At 67.5% G+C, this 18566-nt stretch carries 18 protein-coding genes and 1 pseudogene; 3 read left to right on the top strand and 16 right to left on the bottom strand.

The window, feature by feature from the left end:
- Positions 1-58: 58 nt before the first annotated feature.
- The 4 genes from UU9_RS06255 to UU9_RS06270 all read right to left on the bottom strand — a co-directional run bounded on the left by UU9_RS06255 (position 59) and on the right by UU9_RS06270 (position 3318).
- The gene (locus UU9_RS06255) at positions 59-457 is read right to left on the bottom strand and encodes a putative zinc-binding protein (RefSeq protein WP_040670380.1); all 399 of its coding nucleotides are present in this window, start codon (positions 455-457) and stop codon (positions 59-61) included.
- Complete coding sequence (locus tag UU9_RS06260) at positions 454-1749, bottom strand: hypothetical protein (protein ID WP_007080888.1); 1296 nt, start codon at positions 1747-1749, stop codon at positions 454-456. Before UU9_RS06260 ends, UU9_RS06255 begins: the two co-directional genes overlap by 4 nt.
- Complete coding sequence (locus tag UU9_RS06265) at positions 1694-2005, bottom strand: DUF2249 domain-containing protein (protein WP_007080889.1); 312 nt, start codon at positions 2003-2005, stop codon at positions 1694-1696. Before UU9_RS06265 ends, UU9_RS06260 begins: the two co-directional genes overlap by 56 nt.
- A 65-nt stretch (positions 2006-2070) precedes the next feature.
- Positions 2071-3318 (bottom strand): alginate export family protein, encoded by a 1248-nt coding sequence (locus UU9_RS06270; RefSeq protein ID WP_007080890.1) that lies wholly within the window; start codon positions 3316-3318, stop codon positions 2071-2073.
- A 202-nt stretch (positions 3319-3520) separates the two neighbouring features.
- Between UU9_RS06270 and modA the strand changes: the two genes are divergently transcribed.
- From modA to UU9_RS06285, 3 genes are read left to right on the top strand one after another with little or no spacing between them, the layout of a single operon-like run.
- Positions 3521-4288 (top strand): molybdate ABC transporter substrate-binding protein, encoded by a 768-nt coding sequence (modA, locus tag UU9_RS06275; protein ID WP_007080891.1) that lies wholly within the window; start codon positions 3521-3523, stop codon positions 4286-4288.
- Positions 4288-4965: a molybdate ABC transporter permease subunit gene (gene modB, locus UU9_RS06280; RefSeq protein ID WP_007080892.1), complete on the top strand. Its 678-nt coding sequence runs from the start codon at positions 4288-4290 to the stop codon at positions 4963-4965. The genes modA and modB overlap by 1 nt, the downstream gene beginning before the upstream one ends.
- 2 nt (positions 4966-4967) lie before the next feature.
- A complete protein-coding gene (locus tag UU9_RS06285; RefSeq protein WP_040670382.1) occupies positions 4968-5660 on the top strand; it encodes a sulfate/molybdate ABC transporter ATP-binding protein in 693 nt (230 codons plus the stop codon).
- Here the strand turns inward: UU9_RS06285 and UU9_RS06290 are convergent.
- The 12 genes and pseudogenes from UU9_RS06290 to nirB form a co-directional block, all read right to left on the bottom strand.
- Positions 5650-6915 carry a molybdopterin molybdotransferase MoeA gene (locus UU9_RS06290; RefSeq protein ID WP_007080894.1) on the bottom strand — a complete coding sequence of 422 codons (1266 nt, stop codon included), beginning with the start codon at positions 6913-6915 and terminating at the stop codon, positions 5650-5652. The two genes, UU9_RS06285 and UU9_RS06290, sit on opposite strands and share 11 nt — an antisense overlap.
- A 19-nt stretch (positions 6916-6934) precedes the next feature.
- Positions 6935-8113, bottom strand: coding sequence for a ThiF family adenylyltransferase (locus tag UU9_RS06295; RefSeq protein WP_337453942.1), 1179 nt, complete (start codon positions 8111-8113; stop codon positions 6935-6937).
- A pseudogene (locus tag UU9_RS18535) lies at positions 8090-8494 on the bottom strand (molybdenum cofactor biosynthesis protein MoaE); the annotation flags it as partial. The pseudogene UU9_RS18535 and the gene UU9_RS06295, both read right to left, overlap by 24 nt.
- Positions 8491-8733 (bottom strand): MoaD/ThiS family protein, encoded by a 243-nt coding sequence (locus tag UU9_RS18240; RefSeq protein ID WP_007080896.1) that lies wholly within the window; start codon positions 8731-8733, stop codon positions 8491-8493. The pseudogene UU9_RS18535 and the gene UU9_RS18240, both read right to left, overlap by 4 nt.
- On the bottom strand, positions 8730-9323 hold the full coding sequence (locus UU9_RS06305) for an NTP transferase domain-containing protein (RefSeq protein WP_007080897.1): 594 nt from the start codon (positions 9321-9323) through the stop codon (positions 8730-8732). The genes UU9_RS18240 and UU9_RS06305 overlap by 4 nt, the downstream gene beginning before the upstream one ends.
- Positions 9320-9820 carry a cyclic pyranopterin monophosphate synthase MoaC gene (moaC, locus tag UU9_RS06310; RefSeq protein WP_007080898.1) on the bottom strand — a complete coding sequence of 167 codons (501 nt, stop codon included), beginning with the start codon at positions 9818-9820 and terminating at the stop codon, positions 9320-9322. Before moaC ends, UU9_RS06305 begins: the two co-directional genes overlap by 4 nt.
- Positions 9821-9852: 32 nt before the next feature.
- Complete coding sequence (gene moaA / locus UU9_RS06315) at positions 9853-10908, bottom strand: GTP 3',8-cyclase MoaA (RefSeq protein ID WP_050982395.1); 1056 nt, start codon at positions 10906-10908, stop codon at positions 9853-9855.
- 1 nt (position 10909) lies between these two features.
- Positions 10910-12229: a molybdopterin molybdotransferase MoeA gene (locus UU9_RS06320; RefSeq protein WP_050982396.1), complete on the bottom strand. Its 1320-nt coding sequence runs from the start codon at positions 12227-12229 to the stop codon at positions 10910-10912.
- A complete protein-coding gene (locus tag UU9_RS06325; RefSeq protein ID WP_007080901.1) occupies positions 12229-13077 on the bottom strand; it encodes a uroporphyrinogen-III synthase in 849 nt (282 codons plus the stop codon). Before UU9_RS06325 ends, UU9_RS06320 begins: the two co-directional genes overlap by 1 nt.
- Positions 13074-15731, bottom strand: a complete 2658-nt coding sequence (locus UU9_RS06330; RefSeq protein WP_007080902.1) for a nitrate reductase — start codon at positions 15729-15731, stop codon at positions 13074-13076. The genes UU9_RS06325 and UU9_RS06330 overlap by 4 nt, the downstream gene beginning before the upstream one ends.
- A complete protein-coding gene (gene nirD / locus UU9_RS06335; protein ID WP_007080903.1) occupies positions 15728-16075 on the bottom strand; it encodes a nitrite reductase small subunit NirD in 348 nt (115 codons plus the stop codon). The genes UU9_RS06330 and nirD overlap by 4 nt, the downstream gene beginning before the upstream one ends.
- The gene (gene nirB / locus UU9_RS06340) at positions 16072-18555 is read right to left on the bottom strand and encodes a nitrite reductase large subunit NirB (protein ID WP_007080904.1); all 2484 of its coding nucleotides are present in this window, start codon (positions 18553-18555) and stop codon (positions 16072-16074) included. Before nirB ends, nirD begins: the two co-directional genes overlap by 4 nt.
- Positions 18556-18566 lie beyond the last annotated feature (11 nt).

Raw genomic sequence — 18566 nt, forward strand, 5'->3', positions numbered from 1 at the left:
ATGTGAAGGGTGCTGCCTTGACCCACATCAACAACGCGGCAGACAGGCATGTTCTGCGTCAATCGGTGGCATCGACGATGTGCCCCGCCGCCGCGGCCAATTCATGTGCCGCCGGCAACACGTTGCTGGCGTAGACCTGCCGCGCCTCCAGCGGATCGAAGTCGGCGTGCTTGCGCTTCTTGATGCCGTAGTCGGACAACACCAGATGCGTATCGGCCACCACGCCGGCGTTGGCCAGGCAGGCCGAGACGCATTTCAGCACGCAGCCATCCAGCGCCAGGATGCGGCGGCCGCTTTGCGCGGTGCGCACCAGAGCGGTGACACCGCCGCCGACGCCGGCGATGCACGACATTTCGGCAACGCCTTCGCGATCCAGCTTCAGCGCGAGATCATTGGCCATCTGTGCGGCGCTGGAACAGCCCGAGCAGGAATAGACCAGCGGCATTGAAGTACTCATGCGTTGTTCTCCATCGTTGACATCTCCCGACTTGCCACGAAACGGCGGGCGCGGCGGCGTACGCCGTGCATCGCCAGCCACACACCCAGCCACGCCAGCATGACCGCCACACCGGCAAGCCGTGCCAGCCACGGCGACGGCCACAGTACCGCCGCGGGCAACAGCAGCAGCGGCACATGCGCCAGCAGCACCCGGTGCTTGTCGCCCTCCGGCAGCAGCCGTTGCACGCCAGGTACCTGCACGCCGCGGCCGCAGTGGCGATGCAGCTCGATCCAGCCGATGAACGCCACGATCTCCATCGCCATGCACGCCACCAGCAGCGGCAGCGCGATACCCACGCCAAGCGCCGCGGCGAGCCGGCCATTGCCAAGCAGCAGCGCCAGTGAGGCCGCCAACAGCACGCAGAGACCTGCACGCCAGCCATGCAGCAAGGGGCCGCGGCGTGGCCGCGGCGCGCGCCATTGCAACCACAGCAGCGCGGCCGCCAACAGCATGCCGAACACGCCGAGCATCAACCGCAGGCCGATGTCACCGCCCTGCTGCAGGCGCCATGCGGCAGCGAGCGGCAAGCCGATCACCACGCCGACCAGCCAGACCGTCTGGACGGCCGAAGGCAACGTGCCGGTGCCCTGGAACATCGGCATCACCACGCGCGACACCGTGGCGATCAGCACCACTACCCAGCCCAACACGCCCCAACTGGCATGCACATCGGTCAGCGCCAACGTCGGCCATGTCAGCCAGCCGCCCAGCGCCAGCGTGAGGCCGCCGCCCAGCAATGCCGTAAAAACCGCGCCAAGCAGGGCCACGACGAAACCCGCCCGCAACAGACGTTGCGCCGCCGCGGTCAGCAAGCCGGGCAAGGTCATGCCGGCCAGCAGCAGGAAGCTTGCGGGCAACAGCACACCGGCGGCACCCAGCGCAAAGCGCCAGTGATGATGCAGGCCGACCACCAGCAACACGCTGCCGAGATTGAACAAGCCATGCAGCCACCTGCCCCAGCGCAGTCCACGCACCCGCACGCCAGCGGCGGCCGGCAGGAATTGCAGCACGCTGCCGAACATCGCGTTGCCCAGCACGCCGAGCGTGAACACATGCACCAGCGCCAGCGTGCCCGGGTTCCAGCGCGAGCGCAGCAGTGCGTCGCCATCGAGGATCAGCAACAGCCCCGCGAACATGCCCCACCACGGCATGCAAAGCAGGAAACGTCGCGGCAAGGCGGGCGCCGGCGCCCGCTCAATCGTCAGCCGGGCCATGCGGATCGGGGCGGCGAATACATACGCGTGCACCATGGTCGGGCAGCAACTCCGCGTCGGCGTGCAGACCACGTTCGGCCAACACCTCCAACAGCGGCATCGGCATGAACGGGGTGAGCACGCTCAGCGCGCCGCCGGGTGGCAACGCATCGGCGGCGGCCAGTGCGCGCTCCATCGGTTCGGGCATGGGCAGCGCGCGCAGGTCGAGCGCGCCGGTGGTGGTGGCGCGTGTCGCCTCGGCAGGCATCGGTACCGGCGAGGCGACCGTGGATCGGTTGGGGAAGAAAGCCATGCCGCCATTGCAGTGGCATGGCCGCTGCCGTGCGCTGATCTGGGTCAACGCGGGCGGCGTTGGGTTCAACGCAGCAAGGGTTGCCTGCCATGCCATTCCAGTTGCAACCACAGCCGCGCATCGTCGCGACCGAAACCATCGGCACGGTAGTCGGACACTTTCACCAGCGCGCTGAGCCCGTCCGCCAGCGGCGCAGAGAGCGACGCATTCCACTCGCTGCCGTAATGCCTGTCGCCATCCGTACGGTGCGTGGCGCGATAGTCGTGCCAGCCCACCACCCAACCGATCCGGGCCGCGATGCCGCGCTGGCCGAGATTGCCGTTGAACGCCACATAGCGATCGTCCAGTCCGCCGGCCGGCGTGACGTTGAACTGATCGGCCCAGCCGTTGAACGCATGCAGCGTCCCCAGCGGCGTTTGCAAGGCATGGTGACCGTTGCCACCGAGGTGCTCCCAGCCCAGCTTTGCGGTGACGCCGCGCTGCGTCCACGACGGTTCCGCCAGCCAGTACGTGTGCGCGAACGATTGCGGGTTGTCGGCGTAGTCGCGCTGCTGCGCCGCCTCCAGTGCCCAGCCAAAACCGCCATCCGTCGCGGCGGGCTTGCCGGTCCAGCGCAGCCCCGAGGTCACCGTGGAGGCGGTGGCCACATCGCGGTCGTCATGCAGGTAGGTGTAGCCGGTCCACTGTTGTTGGCCGTGCACATAACTGGCGTTGAGCAGATGGGTGTCGAGCCGGCGCTCGCGCGCCTGCGGGTTCAACGCGTCGCGACCGGCCACGCGATGCACCCGATCGAGCCAGTCGTAGCGCAGGGTCCAGCCGCTGGCCGGTTGCCATTGCACGCCGATGCCGTCGAAGGTCTGTTCGTGCTGACGCCAACCGCTGTTGCCCACCCAGCGCTGGTTGTCCAGCAGCAGACGGCGGCGCCCTGCGGTCACGCCGAAGCTGTCGCCCTGCCAGGCAAGCCACGCCTGGTTGAGCTCACTGCCGCGGGGATCGGTGATGCCCGGATACTGCGTGTGTCCGTTCGCCCCGCTGTTGTAATCGTTGCCCGCACTGGCCACGCCGGCGCCTTCCAGCAGCGCACTCCAGCCATCGCCAAAACTGGCACGCAGGCCCAGCCGCAGGCGCAGCGTATCGGCGCGGGCGTCGCGACTGAAGGCGTCGTTGTCGACCTGTTCGTGGCGGGCGCGCATGTCCCATTCCACTTGCAGTGGGGCGGCCGCTGTATCCGTTTCTGCCGCCTGCGCAGGCAGCGTCAGCATGCTCATTGCCAGCAGGCAGCTTGCCGAAAGAACCTTGTGTTTCACCTTCATCACCATGCTCCCGTGTGGATGGGGAGCAGTCTCTGCGCAGGTTGAGTGGTGTCGTTTGACCGCCGTCAAATCCGCACGAAAAAAGCGGCCGGCGTGACAACGCGCCACACCGCTGCCGCGGCGACACGCATGCCATCGCAATGGCGGATGACCGCGCATTCCGGGGGATATATATTCAACGACATTCAAACGGGATGGCCGCATGACACAAACCGGGCGTCGATGCCTCGCGCTGATATTCGTGCTGCCGATGGCGTGCATCAGCGTTACCGCCTGTGCGGCGGATCTGGTGGTTTCTGCGGCGTCCAGCCTCACCAATGCCTTCCAGGAGGTGGCGCGTGCCTACGAGGCCGTCCATCCGGAAACGCAGGTGGTGTTGAATTTCGCCTCGTCCGATACCTTGATGCGCCAGATCGTGCAGGGCGCGCCGGTGGATGTGTTCGCGTCGGCGGACCAGATCGCCATGGATCGCGCGCAGGCGCAGGGCGTGCTGAGCGCCGGTAGCCGCGTCGATTTCGCGGCCAACCAGCTGGTGTTGATCGTGCCTTCTTCCAGCCATGCACGCGTCGACGCACTGGATGATCTGCTTGGGCCGGCGTTCAAGCGCGTTGCCTGGGGCAACCCCGCTTCGGTGCCGGCGGGACGTTATGCGCGGCGCATACTCGAAGATGCGGGGCTTGCCGATGCGCTTGAGTCGCGAGCGGTACTGGCGCAGAACGTGCGCCAGTGCCTCGACTACGTCAGTCGCGACGAGGTGGACGCGGGTTTCGTCTATGCCACCGATGCGGCGATGGCGCGCGACCGGGTGCGGATCGCCTTGCGCCTGGCGTCGCCTACGCCGATCACCTATCCCATGGCGATCGTGGCTCAGGCGGCGCATGCGGCCGAAGCACAATCGTTCCAGCAATTCGTGCTTTCCGCTGACGGGCAGGCCCTGCTGGCGAAGTACGGTTTCCTGAAACCGCACTGATGGCGCTGGATATCTGGCAGCCGTTGTTGCTGTCGCTGAAAGTGGCGCTGTGGGCGACCGGCCTGAACCTGTTGCTGGGCGTGGCGACCGCCTTTGCCCTGTCGCGCTGGCGATCGCGGCTGAGCAACTTGTTCGATGCGATGTTCACCCTGCCGCTGGTGTTGCCGCCGACCGTGCTGGGTTATTACCTGCTGGTGCTGCTGGGCCGGCGCGGGGCATTCGGCGCGTGGCTGGAACATTGGGGGATCAACCCCGTGTTCACCTGGCAGGGCGCGGTGATCGCCTCTACCCTGGCCGCGTTTCCGCTGGTGTACAAGGCCGCCAGGGCGGCGTTCGAGGGTGTCGATCCGCAGCTGGAAAGTGCGGCGCGGGTGTTGGGCTTGTCGCGCCTTGCGGTGTTTTTCCGGGTCTCGCTGCCGCTGGCATCGCGCGGCATCGTGGCCGGCGCCCTGCTGACCTTTGCACGGGCACTGGGCGAGTTTGGCGCCACCTTGATGATCGCCGGCAACTTGCCCGGACGCACGCAGACCTTGTCGGTGGCGATCTATTCGGCGATCGAAGCCGGTGACGAAGCGGGCGCCAATACCCTGGTGGTGGTCGCCTCGCTCACCTGCATCGTGGTGCTGTTGCTCGCCGGTCGACTCACCCGGGGACATGCCCCGCAGCGGGTGGTTTGAGCATGGCGATCGACGTCGACATTCACCGCACGCTGGCCGGCCCACATCGGCCGTTTACGCTGGACGTGCGGTTTCGCGCGGAGCACGCGCGCATCGTTCTGTACGGGCCGTCCGGCTCGGGCAAGAGCCTCACGCTGCGGGCTATCGCCGGGCTGGTCACGCCCGATCGCGGCCGCATCGTGGTGCATGGGCAGACCTGGTTCGATGCCGACCAACGCATCTGCCTGCCCGCCCCGGCGCGTCGGGTGGGCTATCTGTTTCAGGACTACGCGCTGTTTCCCCATCTCACCGTGGGCCAGAACGTGGCGTTCGGGCTTGGCGCAGGGTGGCGCAATCCGTCGCGCCGTTCATTGCCCGAGGCGGCGCGGCATTGGCTGGAAGCGCTTGAGCTGGATGGTCTGACCGATCGCTACCCCTGGCAGATTTCCGGCGGACAGCAACAGCGCGTGGCATTGGCGCGCGCGCTGGCGCCGCACCCGCAACTGCTGTTGCTGGACGAACCCTTCGCCGCGCTGGACCCACCGTTGCGCGCACGCATGCGCGAGCACCTGCTCGCGTTGCAATCGCGGCTGGGCCTGCAGATGCTGATGATTACCCACGACCCGTCCGACGTTGAGGCACTGGGCGAATACGTGCTGGAGATCCGCGACGGGCGCATCCATGGCGACGCGCGGACATCGGGTATCACGGGTTGATGGTTGGCGGCCCCGCGCTTATGCGCAGCGATGTCGCCAGCTCGAGGCTGGCGACTTCCACCGACATGCCGGCAGCACAATCGCCGCCCTGCTCGTCCAGCACGATCCAGGCGTCCGCGTTTGCAAAAGGCTGGATGCGAAACGGCTCTTGCTGATCGACGGCGCGTGCCTGCAGCCGGCCGCGATCGTCCAGCCACAGCGTGGCGCGCAGGAAATGGCGCAACCCGGGTTTGGGATGCTGCGCCGAAGCCAGCACGGCGCGAAGGGGCGGCTCACTGCCCTGCCCACACATCGCACGCAACACGGGCGCCACGAAAAAGCGGGCGCCGACGGCCACCGCCATCGGCGTGCCGGGCAAGGCAAGCACCAGCGGGCTGGCGTGCAGGCGCGCGGCGAGCAAGGGTTTTCCCGGGCGCATGGCGACCTTGTGGAACAGCACCTGCGCGCCAAAGTGGCGCAGCGCCGCGGGCACGAAATCGTAGCGACCCATGGATACCGCGCCAGTACTGATCACCAGGTCGACGCCCGCCTCGACGGCGTGCTGCAAGGCCTCCAGGTACGGGTGCACTGTGTCGTCGACCGTCTCGCAAGACACCACGTCGGCGCCCGCACGCTTGAGTGCCGCCGTCAGGTATGGGCCGTTGGAGTTGTGGATATGGCCATCGCTCAACGGTGCGGGCGGACCGGTCTGTAATTCCTTGCCAGTGCAGATGATCGCCACGCGCGGGCGCCGGACCACGGCGACGCGAGCAATGCCCAGCGCCGACAGCAACATGATCTGCGCCGGCTCGATAGTTGCCCCCCCGGCCTGCACGTTCGCACCGCGCGGCACGTCCGTGCCCATGCGGCGCACGTTCCGACCGTGCGCGATGTCATCGAGCAGCCGGATGCGCTGCGGCGTGCCATCTGGCCGCGTCTGCAAGATCTCGGTGCGCTCCACCGCGACCACCGCATCGAATCCCTGCGGCAGTCGGGCGCCAGTCATGATTTCGCAGACGCCCGCTCCCGCGAGCTGGCCACTGTCGCCCGCCGCCTGCGAACCGTGGACGTGATGCTCGGAACCGCCGCGTGACGACGCGCCCGCCTTCAGCGCGTAGCCGTCCATGGCCGCATGATCGAAGGACGGCAAGGCCAACGGGCTGGTTACCGTATCGGCGAGCACGCGGCCGGTGGCATCGGCGAGCGCGTAGGTTTCCGATGGCAGGACCGACAGCGGCGCGAGCAGGCGTTCGATGGCGTCGCGGTAGGAAATCATGGCCGTCCAAACGCTCCAATCATGCGCATACGGCGCTGTCACGCAGCGCGTTCAGGCCGCCCACCAGCGAGTACGCTTCGACGCCACGCTGGCGCAGTCGTCGCGCGGCATGGTGGCTGCGCTTGCCACTGTTGCATACCAGCAGCATGTCGCCATGGAAGGGATCGAGCGGATACGTGACGATCTCGCTGGCAGGGACGCACAGTGATGCGATCGGTAGCGGTGACGCATCGATTTCGTCCGCATCGCGCACGTCGACGACCACGAAGCCACGGGCCACCGCATCCACCAGATCGTCGAAACGCTGATCGATATCCACCTTGGCGGCATCGAGTGCCCGTTGCGCCACGGTCATGCAACCACCGTGCAAGGCGCAGCCAGTGGCGGCATCGATCGGCAGGCGTTGGCGGGTGCCGTCGAGCAGATTGACCAGTTGCAGCGACGGGTCGCCGGCGCCAGGCAGACCGAGCAGCAGCTTCAGCGTCTCCATCGCCTGCATGGTGCCGAGCACGCCGGGCACCGGACCCAGTACACCGGTTTCGGCGCAACTCCCGGCCAGGGCTGGCGAAGGTGGTACCGGCCACAGGCAGCGCAGGCAGGCGTGGCCGGAGAGCGCGCTGACCACTTGCAACTGACCTTCGTACTGGTAGACGCTGGCGAGGATCAAGGGCGTGCCGGTGAGTACGGCAGCGTCGTTGGCGAGGTAGCGGCTGCCCAGGTCATCGGTGCATTCGACCACCAGGTCGAACTGCGCGAAGACGTCCGCGATGGTGTCCGCACGCAGGGGCTCGGCGAAGGTCTGCACCGTGACCGCGGGATTGAGCGCCGCCACCCGCCGTGCCGCGAGATCGACTTTGCGCTGACCGATATCGCGCGCGTCGTACATCACTTGGCGATGCAGGTTGCTCGCGTCCAGCACATCGCCATCGACGATCCCCAACGTGCCCACGCCCGCGCCGGCGAGGTAGCTGATAACCGGGCAACCCAGCCCGCCCGCGCCGATCACCAGCACGCGGGCCGCGGCGAGTTTCGCCTGGCCGGTATCGCCGACGTCGCGCAGCCGCGTCTGGCGCGAATAGTCGGGCGTGAAGGTGGATGGCGCGTGTAGGTGGCTTTCGTGCGAGTGGCCGTCTGGATGGTCGTCTGTTTCGGCATGTGCCCCGTGCGTGCAGGCGACCCAGGCCGTGTCGCCATTGATGTATTGCTCCTTCTTCCAGATCGGCAACCGGTGCTTGATCTCGTCGATGATGTAACGACAGGCCCGGAACGCTTCGTCGCGATGCGCGGCGGACACGCCGATCCACACCGCCAGGTCGCCGATCTTCAGGTCGCCCACGCGGTGCACGCAGTGCGCGGCCAGCACGCCGAAGCGCGCCATGGCCTCGTCCACCACGCGCTCGCCTTCGCTGATGGCCAGCTCGGCATAGGCTTCATAGGCCAGGCCGCTGACGTCGCGCCCTTCGTTGTTGTTGCGTACCCAGCCTTCGAATGAACAGAAGCCGCCGCTGCCGGAATGCTTGAGGGCATCGCGCCATGTGGCGACGTCGACGGGTTCGGTGGCGAGCGTGAAGCGCGTCATCCACCGGCCACCGGTGGAATGAAGACGATGGTGTCGCCGTCGTCGACCGCCCTGCCCCAATCGCTGAAGCGGACATTCACCGCCACCTTGAGCGCGTCGGTGGGCAGCGTGAAGCCATGCCGGCCGCACAATTCGTCGTAGAGGTCGCGCAGCGTGGCCGCCGCGGTATCGATCTGTTCGATGCTGGCGCCCGCCTGTTCGCGCAACTGGGCGTAGTACTGCACGGTGATCCGGCTCATGAAAGCACCTCCAACTGGCGTTGCATCTGTTCGAATTCCTGTGGCGTGTTGATGTTGTCCAGCGTGTTGCCCGGCGGCGGCAGCAAGTGGATGTCGGCCTGGATCAGCACCTTGCGCGGGCAATAGCTGCCGGCCTCATAGCGCTGTTTGAGCCGCTGGTGGATCGGTGGCTCCCACAGCGTGCACAGCGGCTCGGGCAGGCCGTCGAAGCGGCTGGCGAAGGCGGTGGCTTCTTTCGCCGGATCGCGTGCGGCGATCAGCGTGCGCAGCGTGGTTTCATCCAGCAATGGCAGGTCGCAGGCGATCACCAGCCAGGCCGCGTCCGGGAAGGCATCGTGCGCCGAAAGGATGCCGGCCACCGGGCCGACCGCGTCGTACGTATCGATCAGTTGCGGCAGGCTGGCGCGCAATGGCTCGTCGTGCTGGCTGTCGCGCACGGAAACGAAGGCGCGATCGGTGAACGCCGTCAGCAACCGCCATGCGCGCAACAGTTGCGGCTCGCCGCTGTAGTGCAGTTGCGCCTTGTCGCGGCGCATGCGACGGCTGGCACCGCCGCACAGCAACAGGCCGTGGAGTGGCGCGGCGCTCATGCGGATGTTCCCGCGCTGTGGTCGACATCGCGCTTGCCGCCGGTCTTGCCCAGCAGGCGGATCTCGGCGATCACGATGTCGTGCGACAGCGCCTTGCACATGTCGTAGATGGTGAGCGCGGCGACGCTGGCGCCGGTGAGCGCCTCCATCTCCACGCCGGTTCGCCCCTGGCACGACACGGAGCAGGCGATCAGTGCGTCGTCGCCCTGCATGGTGATGTCGATGTGGCAGCGGTCCAGCGCCAGCGGATGGCAAAGCGGTATCAGCTGCGCGGTGGCCTTGGCGCCCATCACGCCGGCGATGTTGGCCACGGTGAGCACCGCGCCCTTGGCCGTGACATGTCCGGCGCGATGCAATTGCGCGGCGACTTCGGGCGGAAACCGCACCCGCGCCAGCGCCTGCGCGGTGCGCCGGGTCACCGCCTTGGCGCCGACATCGACCATCGCCGGCCGGTTCGCGTCATCGACGTGGGAAAGCGTTTGTGCGGCAACGGTCATGGGCGTTCTCGGACAGGGGTTCGTGGGGGAAGTCAGCCACCGATGTAATGCATTTCGATCTTGCGCACGGCGCGCAGGCGGCGCTCCATGCGTTCCTCGCTGTAGCGGTCGTTGCGGCGAAGCCAGGTGTGGCGCAGGCGTTCGCGCAAGGCCTCGTCGTTGCTGCCGTCGCGCAGCAGGCTGCGCAGGTCGGTGCCTTGTGCCGCGAACAGGCAGGTGTAGAGCGAGCCTTCGGACGACAACCGCGCTCGCGAGCAGTCGCCGCAGAACGGTGCGCTGATCGAGGAGATCACGCCGATCTCGCCCTGCCCGTCGCGGAAGCGGAAGCGTGTCGCCACCTCGCCATCGCAACGGGGCGGCAGCGGATCCAACGGCCAGCGCGCGTCGATGGCCGCGATCAGCTCGGCCGATGGCACCACCGCATCGCGGCGCCAGTCGTTGTGGTTGCCGGTGTCCATGTATTCGATCAGGCGCGGCACGATGCCGCTGCCGCGGAAACGCTGCACCAGGTCGAGCACCGTGTGGTCGTTGACGCCGCGCTGCACCACGGTGTTCAACTTGATCCCATGCGGGAAGCGGGCTGCCTGCGCCGCCTCGATGCCGGCCAGCACCTCGTCCAGTGCGCCACGGTTGCCGCTCATGCGATGGAACAGCGCCGGGTCCAACGTATCCAGGCTCACCGTCACCCGGTCCAGCCCGGCCTCGCGCAGCGCCGTGGCATGGCGCCCCAGCAGCACGCCGTTGGTGGTCATGGCCAGGTCGGTGATGCCGTCGATCTGGCGCAAGCGCGCCACCAGCTCGTGCAGCTTCGGGCGCAGCAGCGGTTCGCCGCCGGTCAGTCGCAGCTTGCTGACGCCGAGCGACGCGGCGATGCGGCACAGCCGCTCGATTTCGTCGAAGCTCAACCGTTGCTGGTTGCTGAGGAAGGTGTAGTGGTCGCCATAGATCGACTCAGGCATGCAATAGGTGCAGCGGAAATTGCAGCGGTCCATCACTGATATGCGCAGGTCGTGCAGCGGCCGGCCACGCTGATCCCTCAGCGCGGGCGACGCGGGGAAGATATCGGTGCGGGCGGGTGGAACGCTCATGTCACCACCTGTGCAGAACGGCAATAGTGCCGGCGGGTGCGGCGCCTGCAGCGGGCGCCAGCTCGACCACGCCGTGGGTTTGCGGCAGCGAGGAAAAGTCGCCCGAGGTGGGGCTGGGTTGCGGCCGCGCCATGGCTCGGCCGTCATCGTCATATCGCACGTGCACCGGAACGAAACAGGTCAGGGTCGGATGCGTGGCGACCGCGTCCGCCAGCACGACCTTAACCGGCGCGGCTGCAACCAGGCCGATGGCGCGCTCCAGCGCCGGCAGCAGGTAGCGCACGGCACACACCAGCGCCGACACCGGGTTGCCCGGCAACGCGAAGATCACCTGCCCCTGCGGCCCGATGCCAAACCACATCGGCTTGCCCGGCCGCTGCGCGATGCCGTGCAACACCTCCTGCACGCCAAGCGCATGCAATGCCGCTGGCACGAAGTCACGCTGGCCCACCGAAACGCCACCGCTCAACACCAGCACCTGCCGGGTTGCCAGCAGGCGGGCAAGCGTTTTTGTGGCGACGTCCAGATCGTCAGGCATCCAGGCCAATTCCACGTTATTGAAGCCGCGCGCCGCCAAGGCCGCGGCCAGGGCCCGATCGTTGGAGCGACGAATCTGCCCCGGCGCCAGTGCCTGATCGACCTCCCGCAATTCGTCGCCGGTAGCGACGATCGTCACCGAGGGCCGCTTCGCCACCTCGACCTGCGCCACGCCATTGGCTGCCAGCACGGCGACCTCGGGTGCGCGGATGCGCGTGCCCGATTGCAGCAGGATCTCGCCTTCGCGACAGTCGGCACCGCGGGGATGGATGAACTGGCCGCGCGCGGGTTCATAACCGTCGATCAGCACGAACGCTTCGCCCTCGCGCCGGGTGTGCTCGATGGGAGTCACGCAGTTGCAGCCGTGCGGCAACATCGCGCCCGTGGTGACTTCGAAGCAGGCGGCGGGGTCGTCCAGCGCCTGCTCTGTCATGCCCGCCAGTGCCAGCCCGGCGGAGCGGAAGCGACGCAACGAGTCTTGCTCCCTCCCCTGCAACGCAGGGGAGGGCTGGGGAGGGGTTGCTCCTGATCCTGAAGGCAAAAGCTTTACCCCCTCCCGACCTCCCCCTGCAGAGCAGGGGGAGGAGAAAGGGCTGGCACCGGCAGCGATCGCGATGCCGTCCATCATCACCCGGTCGAACGGCGGCTGGTCGCGCTCGGCCTGCACGGTCTGGCGCAGGACGCGACCCGTCGCCGCATCCAGCGCCACGCGCTCGGTGCCGAATGACGGCATGTGCGCGTGGATGCGCTGCTCCGCTTTGGCCGCGCTCAGCAGGTTCTTCATCAAGCTGCACCGCCGTGCGGCAAGCGCGACGTCTGCCATGCTGCGGCAATCGTGTTGACCAGCGGTTTCAGGTGGAAGTTGCGCTCGGGGCGCAGAATGGTGCGGACGCCGAGTTCGCGCAATGTCGTCTCGATCACCGGGCCGATAGCAGCGATCGGCATGCGGATGAGCGCGTGCAGCAGCGTGTCGCGCAGGCCAGCGTCCCTGGCCACGCCGAGCAGCCGGGTAAGCTGGGCCGAGCTGGTGAACGCCACCATGTCCAGTTGTCCGCCGACCAGTTCCTTGATGGCTTGCAGCACCTCGGTGGTGTCGCTGTCGGAGGCGTAGCGGTAAGGCGTCACCGGAAACACGATGGCGCCGCGCGCACGCAAACCGTCGAGCAGCGGCTGGCCGCCGTCGCCCGGGTAGAGTTGCAGGCCGAGCCGTCGGCCGGTCAGGTCCTCCGCGGCAAACGCCTGCAACACACCTTGCGAGGTGGGCTCCGGTGCCGGCAGCCACGGTGCGGGCAGGCCCAGTTCGCGCAGGGCACGCGTGGGCTTGGGGCCGCGGGTGATGGCGCGGCTGCGCTTGAGTGCGGCGATCACCGCATCGCGCCGGCCGATTTTTTCGGCGATGCCAATTAGCCGATGGAGCCCGTCGCCGGTCATCCAGATCACGTCGCGAAAATCGCCGGCCAGCAGTTGCCCGATCCACGCCTCGGCCTCGGTGCTGTCCTCGAGATCGAGGATCTGAACCAGCGGACAGCGGCGTGTGGTGGCGCCCTTTTTCTCCAGCATGCCGGCGAACAGATCCAGCTCGCGGCTTTCCGGCACCAGGATGCGCAACTGGGCGAGCGGTCCGCTGGTCATGCCTGCACTCCGTTCTCGATGACGTTCAACGCCAGCATTTTCTTCAGCTCGGGCAGGCACGAACCGCAGTTGGTGCCAGCGCCCAGCAATGCGCCGATCTCGGCCGTGCTGGTCAAACCATGTTCGCGGATGGCCTTGCGAATGCTGGCCTCGCCGACCGACATGCACGAGCAAACGATGTTGCCCGGCGTTTGCGGCCCTGCTTCCAGGCCAGCCAGCAGGCCCAGCCGCTTCAACGCGTCGAGCGGCTGGCCGAGCAAGGCGCTGGCGGCGTCGGCCTCGGGAAACATTGCCTGCGGCGCGGCGAAGAACACGCAGGCGCCGAGCTTTCCATCGACCAGGCCGGCGTAGCGGAAGACGGATTTCTTGGGGTCGGCGTAGGAGATCAGCTCGGCGGCGGCATCGATCTGCAGCAGCTGGCGAAGCGTCCGTTCGGAATCGATCAGCGCCTGCAACGCGGTGAGGCCGGACAGCTCGTAGCGGAAACCCGTGGCGATCGGCGCCTTGCTCCAGAGCCCGTCGTCGCCCAGCGACAGTTGCCCGTCGCGACGCCGCAGCAGTACACCGCGCCAGGTTTCGGACAGCGCCACGACCTGTACCGGTGTGCCCTTGAGATCCGGCTGGCCCGATACCGGATCGGTCAGCGCATGCACCAGTCGATCGGTGGGGCCGCTGGAGGCGAACTGGTCGGTCCAGTGCATTGGCGCGAACACCTGGCCTTGGCGCAGGCCCGGCTCGATTTCCACCCGCAGGCTGGTCTGCCCTTGCGCACTGGTGACCCGCGCCAGGCCGCCATCGACGATGCCACGCAGCATCGCATCGCGCGGATGCAGCGCGAGTCGCGGGCCGGGGCTGTGCGTCATCAAGTGAGGGATGCGCCCGGTGCGGGTCATGGTGTGCCACTGGTCGCGCACGCGCCCGGTGTTGAGGATCAGCGGAAAGCCGGCCAGTTTTGCGTCGGCGCGGATCGCCAGCGGCAGCATGCGCGCGCGTCCGTCGGCAGTGGAAAAACCGCCACGCGCAAACAGCCGCGAATTGCCGGCGCCCTGCCCTGATGCAGGACACGGCCATTGCACCGGTTCGAGCGCCTCGTAGGCCGCATCGTCCAGCGTGGCCAGCGCACCCAGATCGAGCCGGCGCCGACCGTTGTTCTCGAACGCGGTGAGCGCGGCATGCTCGCGAAAGATCGCCGCCGGCGTCTCGAATGCAAACGCTTCGCGCCACCCCATGCGCTTGCCGACTTCGGCAAACATCCACCAGTCCGGGCGCGCCTCACCCGGTGCTGCGCAAAAGCGACGCTGGCGCGAAATGCGGCGCTCGGAGTTGGTCACGGTGCCGTCCTTCTCGGCCCAGCCGGCGGCGGGCAGCACGATGTCGGCCAGCGCCGTGGTGTCGGTGGGCCAGGCATCGGAGGCGATCACCAGCGGACAGGCGCGCAAGGCATCGCGCACGAGATCCGCCCGCGGCATGCTCACGGCCGGGTTGGTGGCGGCGATCCAGATCGCCTTCAGCCGCCCATCCGCCGCGGCCTCGAACAGGTCCACCGCCTTGTAGCCGGGCGTGCGGGCGACTTGCGGCGCGTTCCAGAAACGGCCGACCCGATCCACGCTTTCCGGCTCGAAACCCATGTGCGCGGCCAGCTGGTTGGCCAGCCCGCCCACCTCGCGGCCGCCCATCGCATTGGGTTGCCCGGTGAGCGAAAACGGCCCCATGCCTGCGCGGCCGATGCGCGCCGTGGCCAAGTGGCAGTTGAGGATGGCGTTGACCTTGTCGGCGCCGTTGGCGGACTGGTTCACGCCTTGCGAATAAAGCGTCATCACGCGCTCGGTGCGCGCGAAGCTGTCGTAGAAACGCAGCACGTCGGTGGGGTCGAGATCGGTGGCCGCGGCCACCAGCTCTACCGAGCCGGCCGTGGCGCGGGCGGCGGCGACCGCCTCGTCGAAACCGGCTACATGCTCGCTCACCCAGTCGCGATCGACCTTCCCCGCGTCTACCAGATGCACCAGCAATCCGTTGAACAGCATCACGTCGCCACCGGGGGCCAGCGGCAAATGCAGGTCGGCCATGTCGGCGGTGGCGGTGCGCCGCGGATCGATGTTGACCAACTGCGTGCCGCGCTTTTCGCGCGCCGCCATCAGGCGCTGGTACAGCACGGGATGGCACCACGCCATGTTGCTGCCGACCAGCACCACCAGGTCGGCCTCCTCCAGATCCTCGTAGCAACCCGGCACTACGTCTTCGCCGAACGCACGCACGTGGCCGGCTACTGTCGACGACATACACAGCCGCGAATTGGTGTCGATGTTGCCCGAGCCGATGAAGCCCTTCATCAGCTTGTTGGCGACGTAGTAATCCTCGGTGAGGAACTGGCCGGAGACGTAGAAGCCGATGGCATCGGGGCCGTGGGTGTCGCGGATGCGGGTGAACTCGGTGGCGATGCGATCCAGCGCCTCGTCCCAGCTGGCGGCGCGTCCATCCATCATCGGCTGCTGCAAGCGGTCCGGCAGATTCAGCGCGTCTTTCAGTGCGGCGCCTTTGGAACACAGCCGCCCGAAATTGGACGGATGCTCGCGATCGCCGCGCGGCACACCGCCCTCCACCGTCACGCCGCAGCCCACGCCGCAATAGGGACAGGTGGTGCGGGTCGTACTCACGCGATGGCCTCAACCGCCGGCTCGGGCAGGTAGACGTGGATGTTGCCGTCCACCACGCGCAGCGGTATCGACCCTGCCCTGCCCTCGTCCGGCGCCACGGCCTCGCCGGAGTCCAGCGCGATGCCCCAGTTGTGCAAGGGACAGGTGACGGTCTTGCCCGAGACGATGCCTTCGGACAGCGGCCCGCGCTTGTGCGGGCATTCGTCGATGAGCGCAAACACCTCGTCGTCGCGGGTACGGAACACCGCAATCGGCCGGCCAGCCTGGCGCAGGCACAGGCGGCGGCTGCCACTTCGCGGGATGCTTTCCAGCGGGCCGATGTTCTTCCAGTCGTGTGCGTTCATGCCAAGGCTCCCGCAAGTTCGGGCAACGGTTGAAAGGCCGCGGCCGCGGCGCCGCTGGCGCGTTCGTGCCAGGGGTCGATCCGGGCGAAGGTCTGCGAATACAGGAAGCGCTGGCACAACTGCTCGCGCCCTTCGGCATCCTCGACGAGCCGCCGCTTGACGTAGTCGATGCCGACGCGGGCGATCCACGGCGCGCTGCGTTCCATGTAGTGCGCCTCTTCGCGATACAGCTGCATGAAGGCGCCGGCGTACTGCAACACCTCGTCCTCGGTGGATACGCGCACCAGCAGGTCGGTGACGCGCACGTCGACGCCGCCGTTGCCGCCGACCAGCAGGTCGTAGCCCGCATCGATGCAGATCACGCCCAGGTCCTTGATGCTGGCCTCGGCGCAGTTGCGCGGGCAGCCGGAGACGGCGAACTTCACTTTGTGCGGCGTCCACGAGCCCCAGCACATCTTTTCCAGCTTCACACCCAGCCCGGTCGAATCCTGCGTGCCGAAGCGGCACCATTCCTTGCCGACGCAGGTTTTCACCGTGCGCAGCCCCTTGGCATACGCATGGCCCGAGACCAGCCCGGCCTGGCCCAGGTCGCTCCACACGGCGGGCAGGTCTTCCTTCTTCACGCCCAGCAGGTCGATGCGCTGGCCGCCGGTGACCTTGACCGTGGGGATGTTGAATTTTTCCGCCACGTCGGCGATTGCGTGCAGCTCGGCCGGCGTGGTCAGGCCGCCCCACATGCGCGGCACCACGCTGTAGGTGCCGTCCTTCTGGATGTTGGCGTGCAGGCGCTCGTTGACGAAGCGCGAGCTAGCGTCGTCGTGGTATTCGCCCGGCCATTCGCACAGCAGGTAGTAGTTCAACGCGGGGCGGCACTTGTGGCAGCCCTCGGGTTTCTTCCACGCCAACGCCGCGCGCACCGCATCCATGCTCTTGAGCTGCTGCGTGCGGATGGCGGCGCGCACCTCGTCGTGGTCGGCCTCGGTGCAGTCGCACACGGTCTTCTTCGTGGCCTTGGCATCCACGCCGGCGGCGTACGCCAGGATCTCCTCGACCTGGCCGGTGCACTGCCCGCAGGAGGCCGAGGCCTTGGTGTGCGCACGAACCTCGGACAGCGTGGTCAGCTTGAGCGTGCGGATCGCCTTGACGATGTCGCCCTTGCACACGCCGTTGCAGCCGCAGATCTGGGTGTCATCGGGCATGGCCTCGTAGTCGACCGCTTTCGCGCCGCCGCTTTCCGCCTCGGCGAAGACCTTGCCGAACACCAGCCGTTCGCGCAGGGCGGAAACATCCTCCTTGTCGCGCATCAGTTTCAGATACCACTGGCCATCGACGACGTGCCCGTACAGCACCACGCCAACCAGGCGTCCATCGCGCAGCACGATCTTCTTGTAGACGCCGCTGGACTCGTCGCGCAGCATGATCTCTTCGTCGGACTCGTCCGCCGCCATCAGCGCGCCGGCGGAAAACACTTCCACGCCGGTGATCTTGAGGCTGGTCGACAACGCCTTGCTGGCGAAGATCGCCGCCTGGTCGCCCGCCAGCCGCGCACCGCATACCTTGGCCTGATCCCAGATCGGCGCCACCAGGCCGAACACCTGGCCGCGGTGTTCGACGCACTCGCCCACGGCAAAAATGAGCGGGTCGCTGGTGCGCATGTCGTCGCCCACCACGATGCCGCGGTTGATCTCCAGCCCGGCCGCAACGGCCAGCTCGATGCGCGGACGAATGCCGATCGCCAGCACTACCAGGTCGGCGGGAATCTCGCGCCCGTCTTCCAGCAGCACGCTTTCGGCGTGATCGACACCGGTAATCTCCTTGGTCTGGCCCTCGGTGAAGAAGGCGATGCCGCGACGATCGAGATCACGCTGCAGCAACTGGCCGGCGGCGGCATCGAGTTGCCGTTCCATCAAGGTCGGCATCAAGTGCACCAGCGCCACCGACATGCCGCGCTGGCGCAAACCCCACGCCGCCTCCAGTCCCAGCAGCCCGCCACCGATGACCACCGCATGCCTGTGCGTGCGCGCAGCGGCCAGCATCTTGTCGACGTCCGCGATGTCGCGGAACGCACACACGCCGGGCAGCTCCAGGCCGGGAATGCGCGGCGCCAATGGCTTGGAGCCGGTGGCGATCAGCAGGCGATCGTAAGGCACGCAGATACCGTTTGCCGACGTCACCGTGCGCGCATCCCGGTCGATGGCGGTGACCTCGTCGCCGGTGATCAGGCGGATGCCGTTTTCCTCGTACCATTCGCGCGGGTTGATGACGATCTCGTCGAGTTGCTTGTCGCCGGCCAGCACGCTGGACAGCATGATGCGGTTGTAATTGACGTGGGGCTCGGCGCCGAACACGGTGATGCGATAGCGCTTGCCGCCTTCATGCTTGAGCAGCTCCTCCACCGTGCGCATGGCGGCCATGCCATTGCCGATCACCACCAGTTGTGCGACGGGTGGAAGGCGGGCGAGATCGTCGTTGATGTACATGGAGTCGCTCC

This window comes from Rhodanobacter fulvus Jip2 (assembly GCF_000264315.1).
GTDB lineage: Bacteria > Pseudomonadota > Gammaproteobacteria > Xanthomonadales > Rhodanobacteraceae > Rhodanobacter > Rhodanobacter fulvus.

What these genes read in the sequence shown, in the direction of transcription:
- UU9_RS06255 (WP_040670380.1), bottom strand. Translation starts at nt 457, where the DNA reads ATGAGTACTTCAATGCCGCTGGTCTATTCCTGCTCGGGCTGTTCCAGC.
- UU9_RS06260 (WP_007080888.1), bottom strand. Translation starts at nt 1,749, where the DNA reads ATGGTGCACGCGTATGTATTCGCCGCCCCGATCCGCATGGCCCGGCTG.
- UU9_RS06265 (WP_007080889.1), bottom strand. Translation starts at nt 2,005, where the DNA reads ATGGCTTTCTTCCCCAACCGATCCACGGTCGCCTCGCCGGTACCGATG.
- UU9_RS06270 (WP_007080890.1), bottom strand. Translation starts at nt 3,318, where the DNA reads ATGAAGGTGAAACACAAGGTTCTTTCGGCAAGCTGCCTGCTGGCAATG.
- modA (WP_007080891.1), top strand. Translation starts at nt 3,521, where the DNA reads ATGACACAAACCGGGCGTCGATGCCTCGCGCTGATATTCGTGCTGCCG.
- modB (WP_007080892.1), top strand. Translation starts at nt 4,288, where the DNA reads ATGGCGCTGGATATCTGGCAGCCGTTGTTGCTGTCGCTGAAAGTGGCG.
- UU9_RS06285 (WP_040670382.1), top strand. Translation starts at nt 4,968, where the DNA reads ATGGCGATCGACGTCGACATTCACCGCACGCTGGCCGGCCCACATCGG.
- UU9_RS06290 (WP_007080894.1), bottom strand. Translation starts at nt 6,915, where the DNA reads ATGATTTCCTACCGCGACGCCATCGAACGCCTGCTCGCGCCGCTGTCG.
- UU9_RS18240 (WP_007080896.1), bottom strand. Translation starts at nt 8,733, where the DNA reads ATGAGCCGGATCACCGTGCAGTACTACGCCCAGTTGCGCGAACAGGCG.
- UU9_RS06305 (WP_007080897.1), bottom strand. Translation starts at nt 9,323, where the DNA reads ATGAGCGCCGCGCCACTCCACGGCCTGTTGCTGTGCGGCGGTGCCAGC.
- moaC (WP_007080898.1), bottom strand. Translation starts at nt 9,820, where the DNA reads ATGACCGTTGCCGCACAAACGCTTTCCCACGTCGATGACGCGAACCGG.
- moaA (WP_050982395.1), bottom strand. Translation starts at nt 10,908, where the DNA reads ATGAGCGTTCCACCCGCCCGCACCGATATCTTCCCCGCGTCGCCCGCG.
- UU9_RS06320 (WP_050982396.1), bottom strand. Translation starts at nt 12,229, where the DNA reads ATGAAGAACCTGCTGAGCGCGGCCAAAGCGGAGCAGCGCATCCACGCG.
- UU9_RS06325 (WP_007080901.1), bottom strand. Translation starts at nt 13,077, where the DNA reads ATGACCAGCGGACCGCTCGCCCAGTTGCGCATCCTGGTGCCGGAAAGC.
- nirD (WP_007080903.1), bottom strand. Translation starts at nt 16,075, where the DNA reads ATGAACGCACACGACTGGAAGAACATCGGCCCGCTGGAAAGCATCCCG.
- nirB (WP_007080904.1), bottom strand. Translation starts at nt 18,555, where the DNA reads ATGTACATCAACGACGATCTCGCCCGCCTTCCACCCGTCGCACAACTG.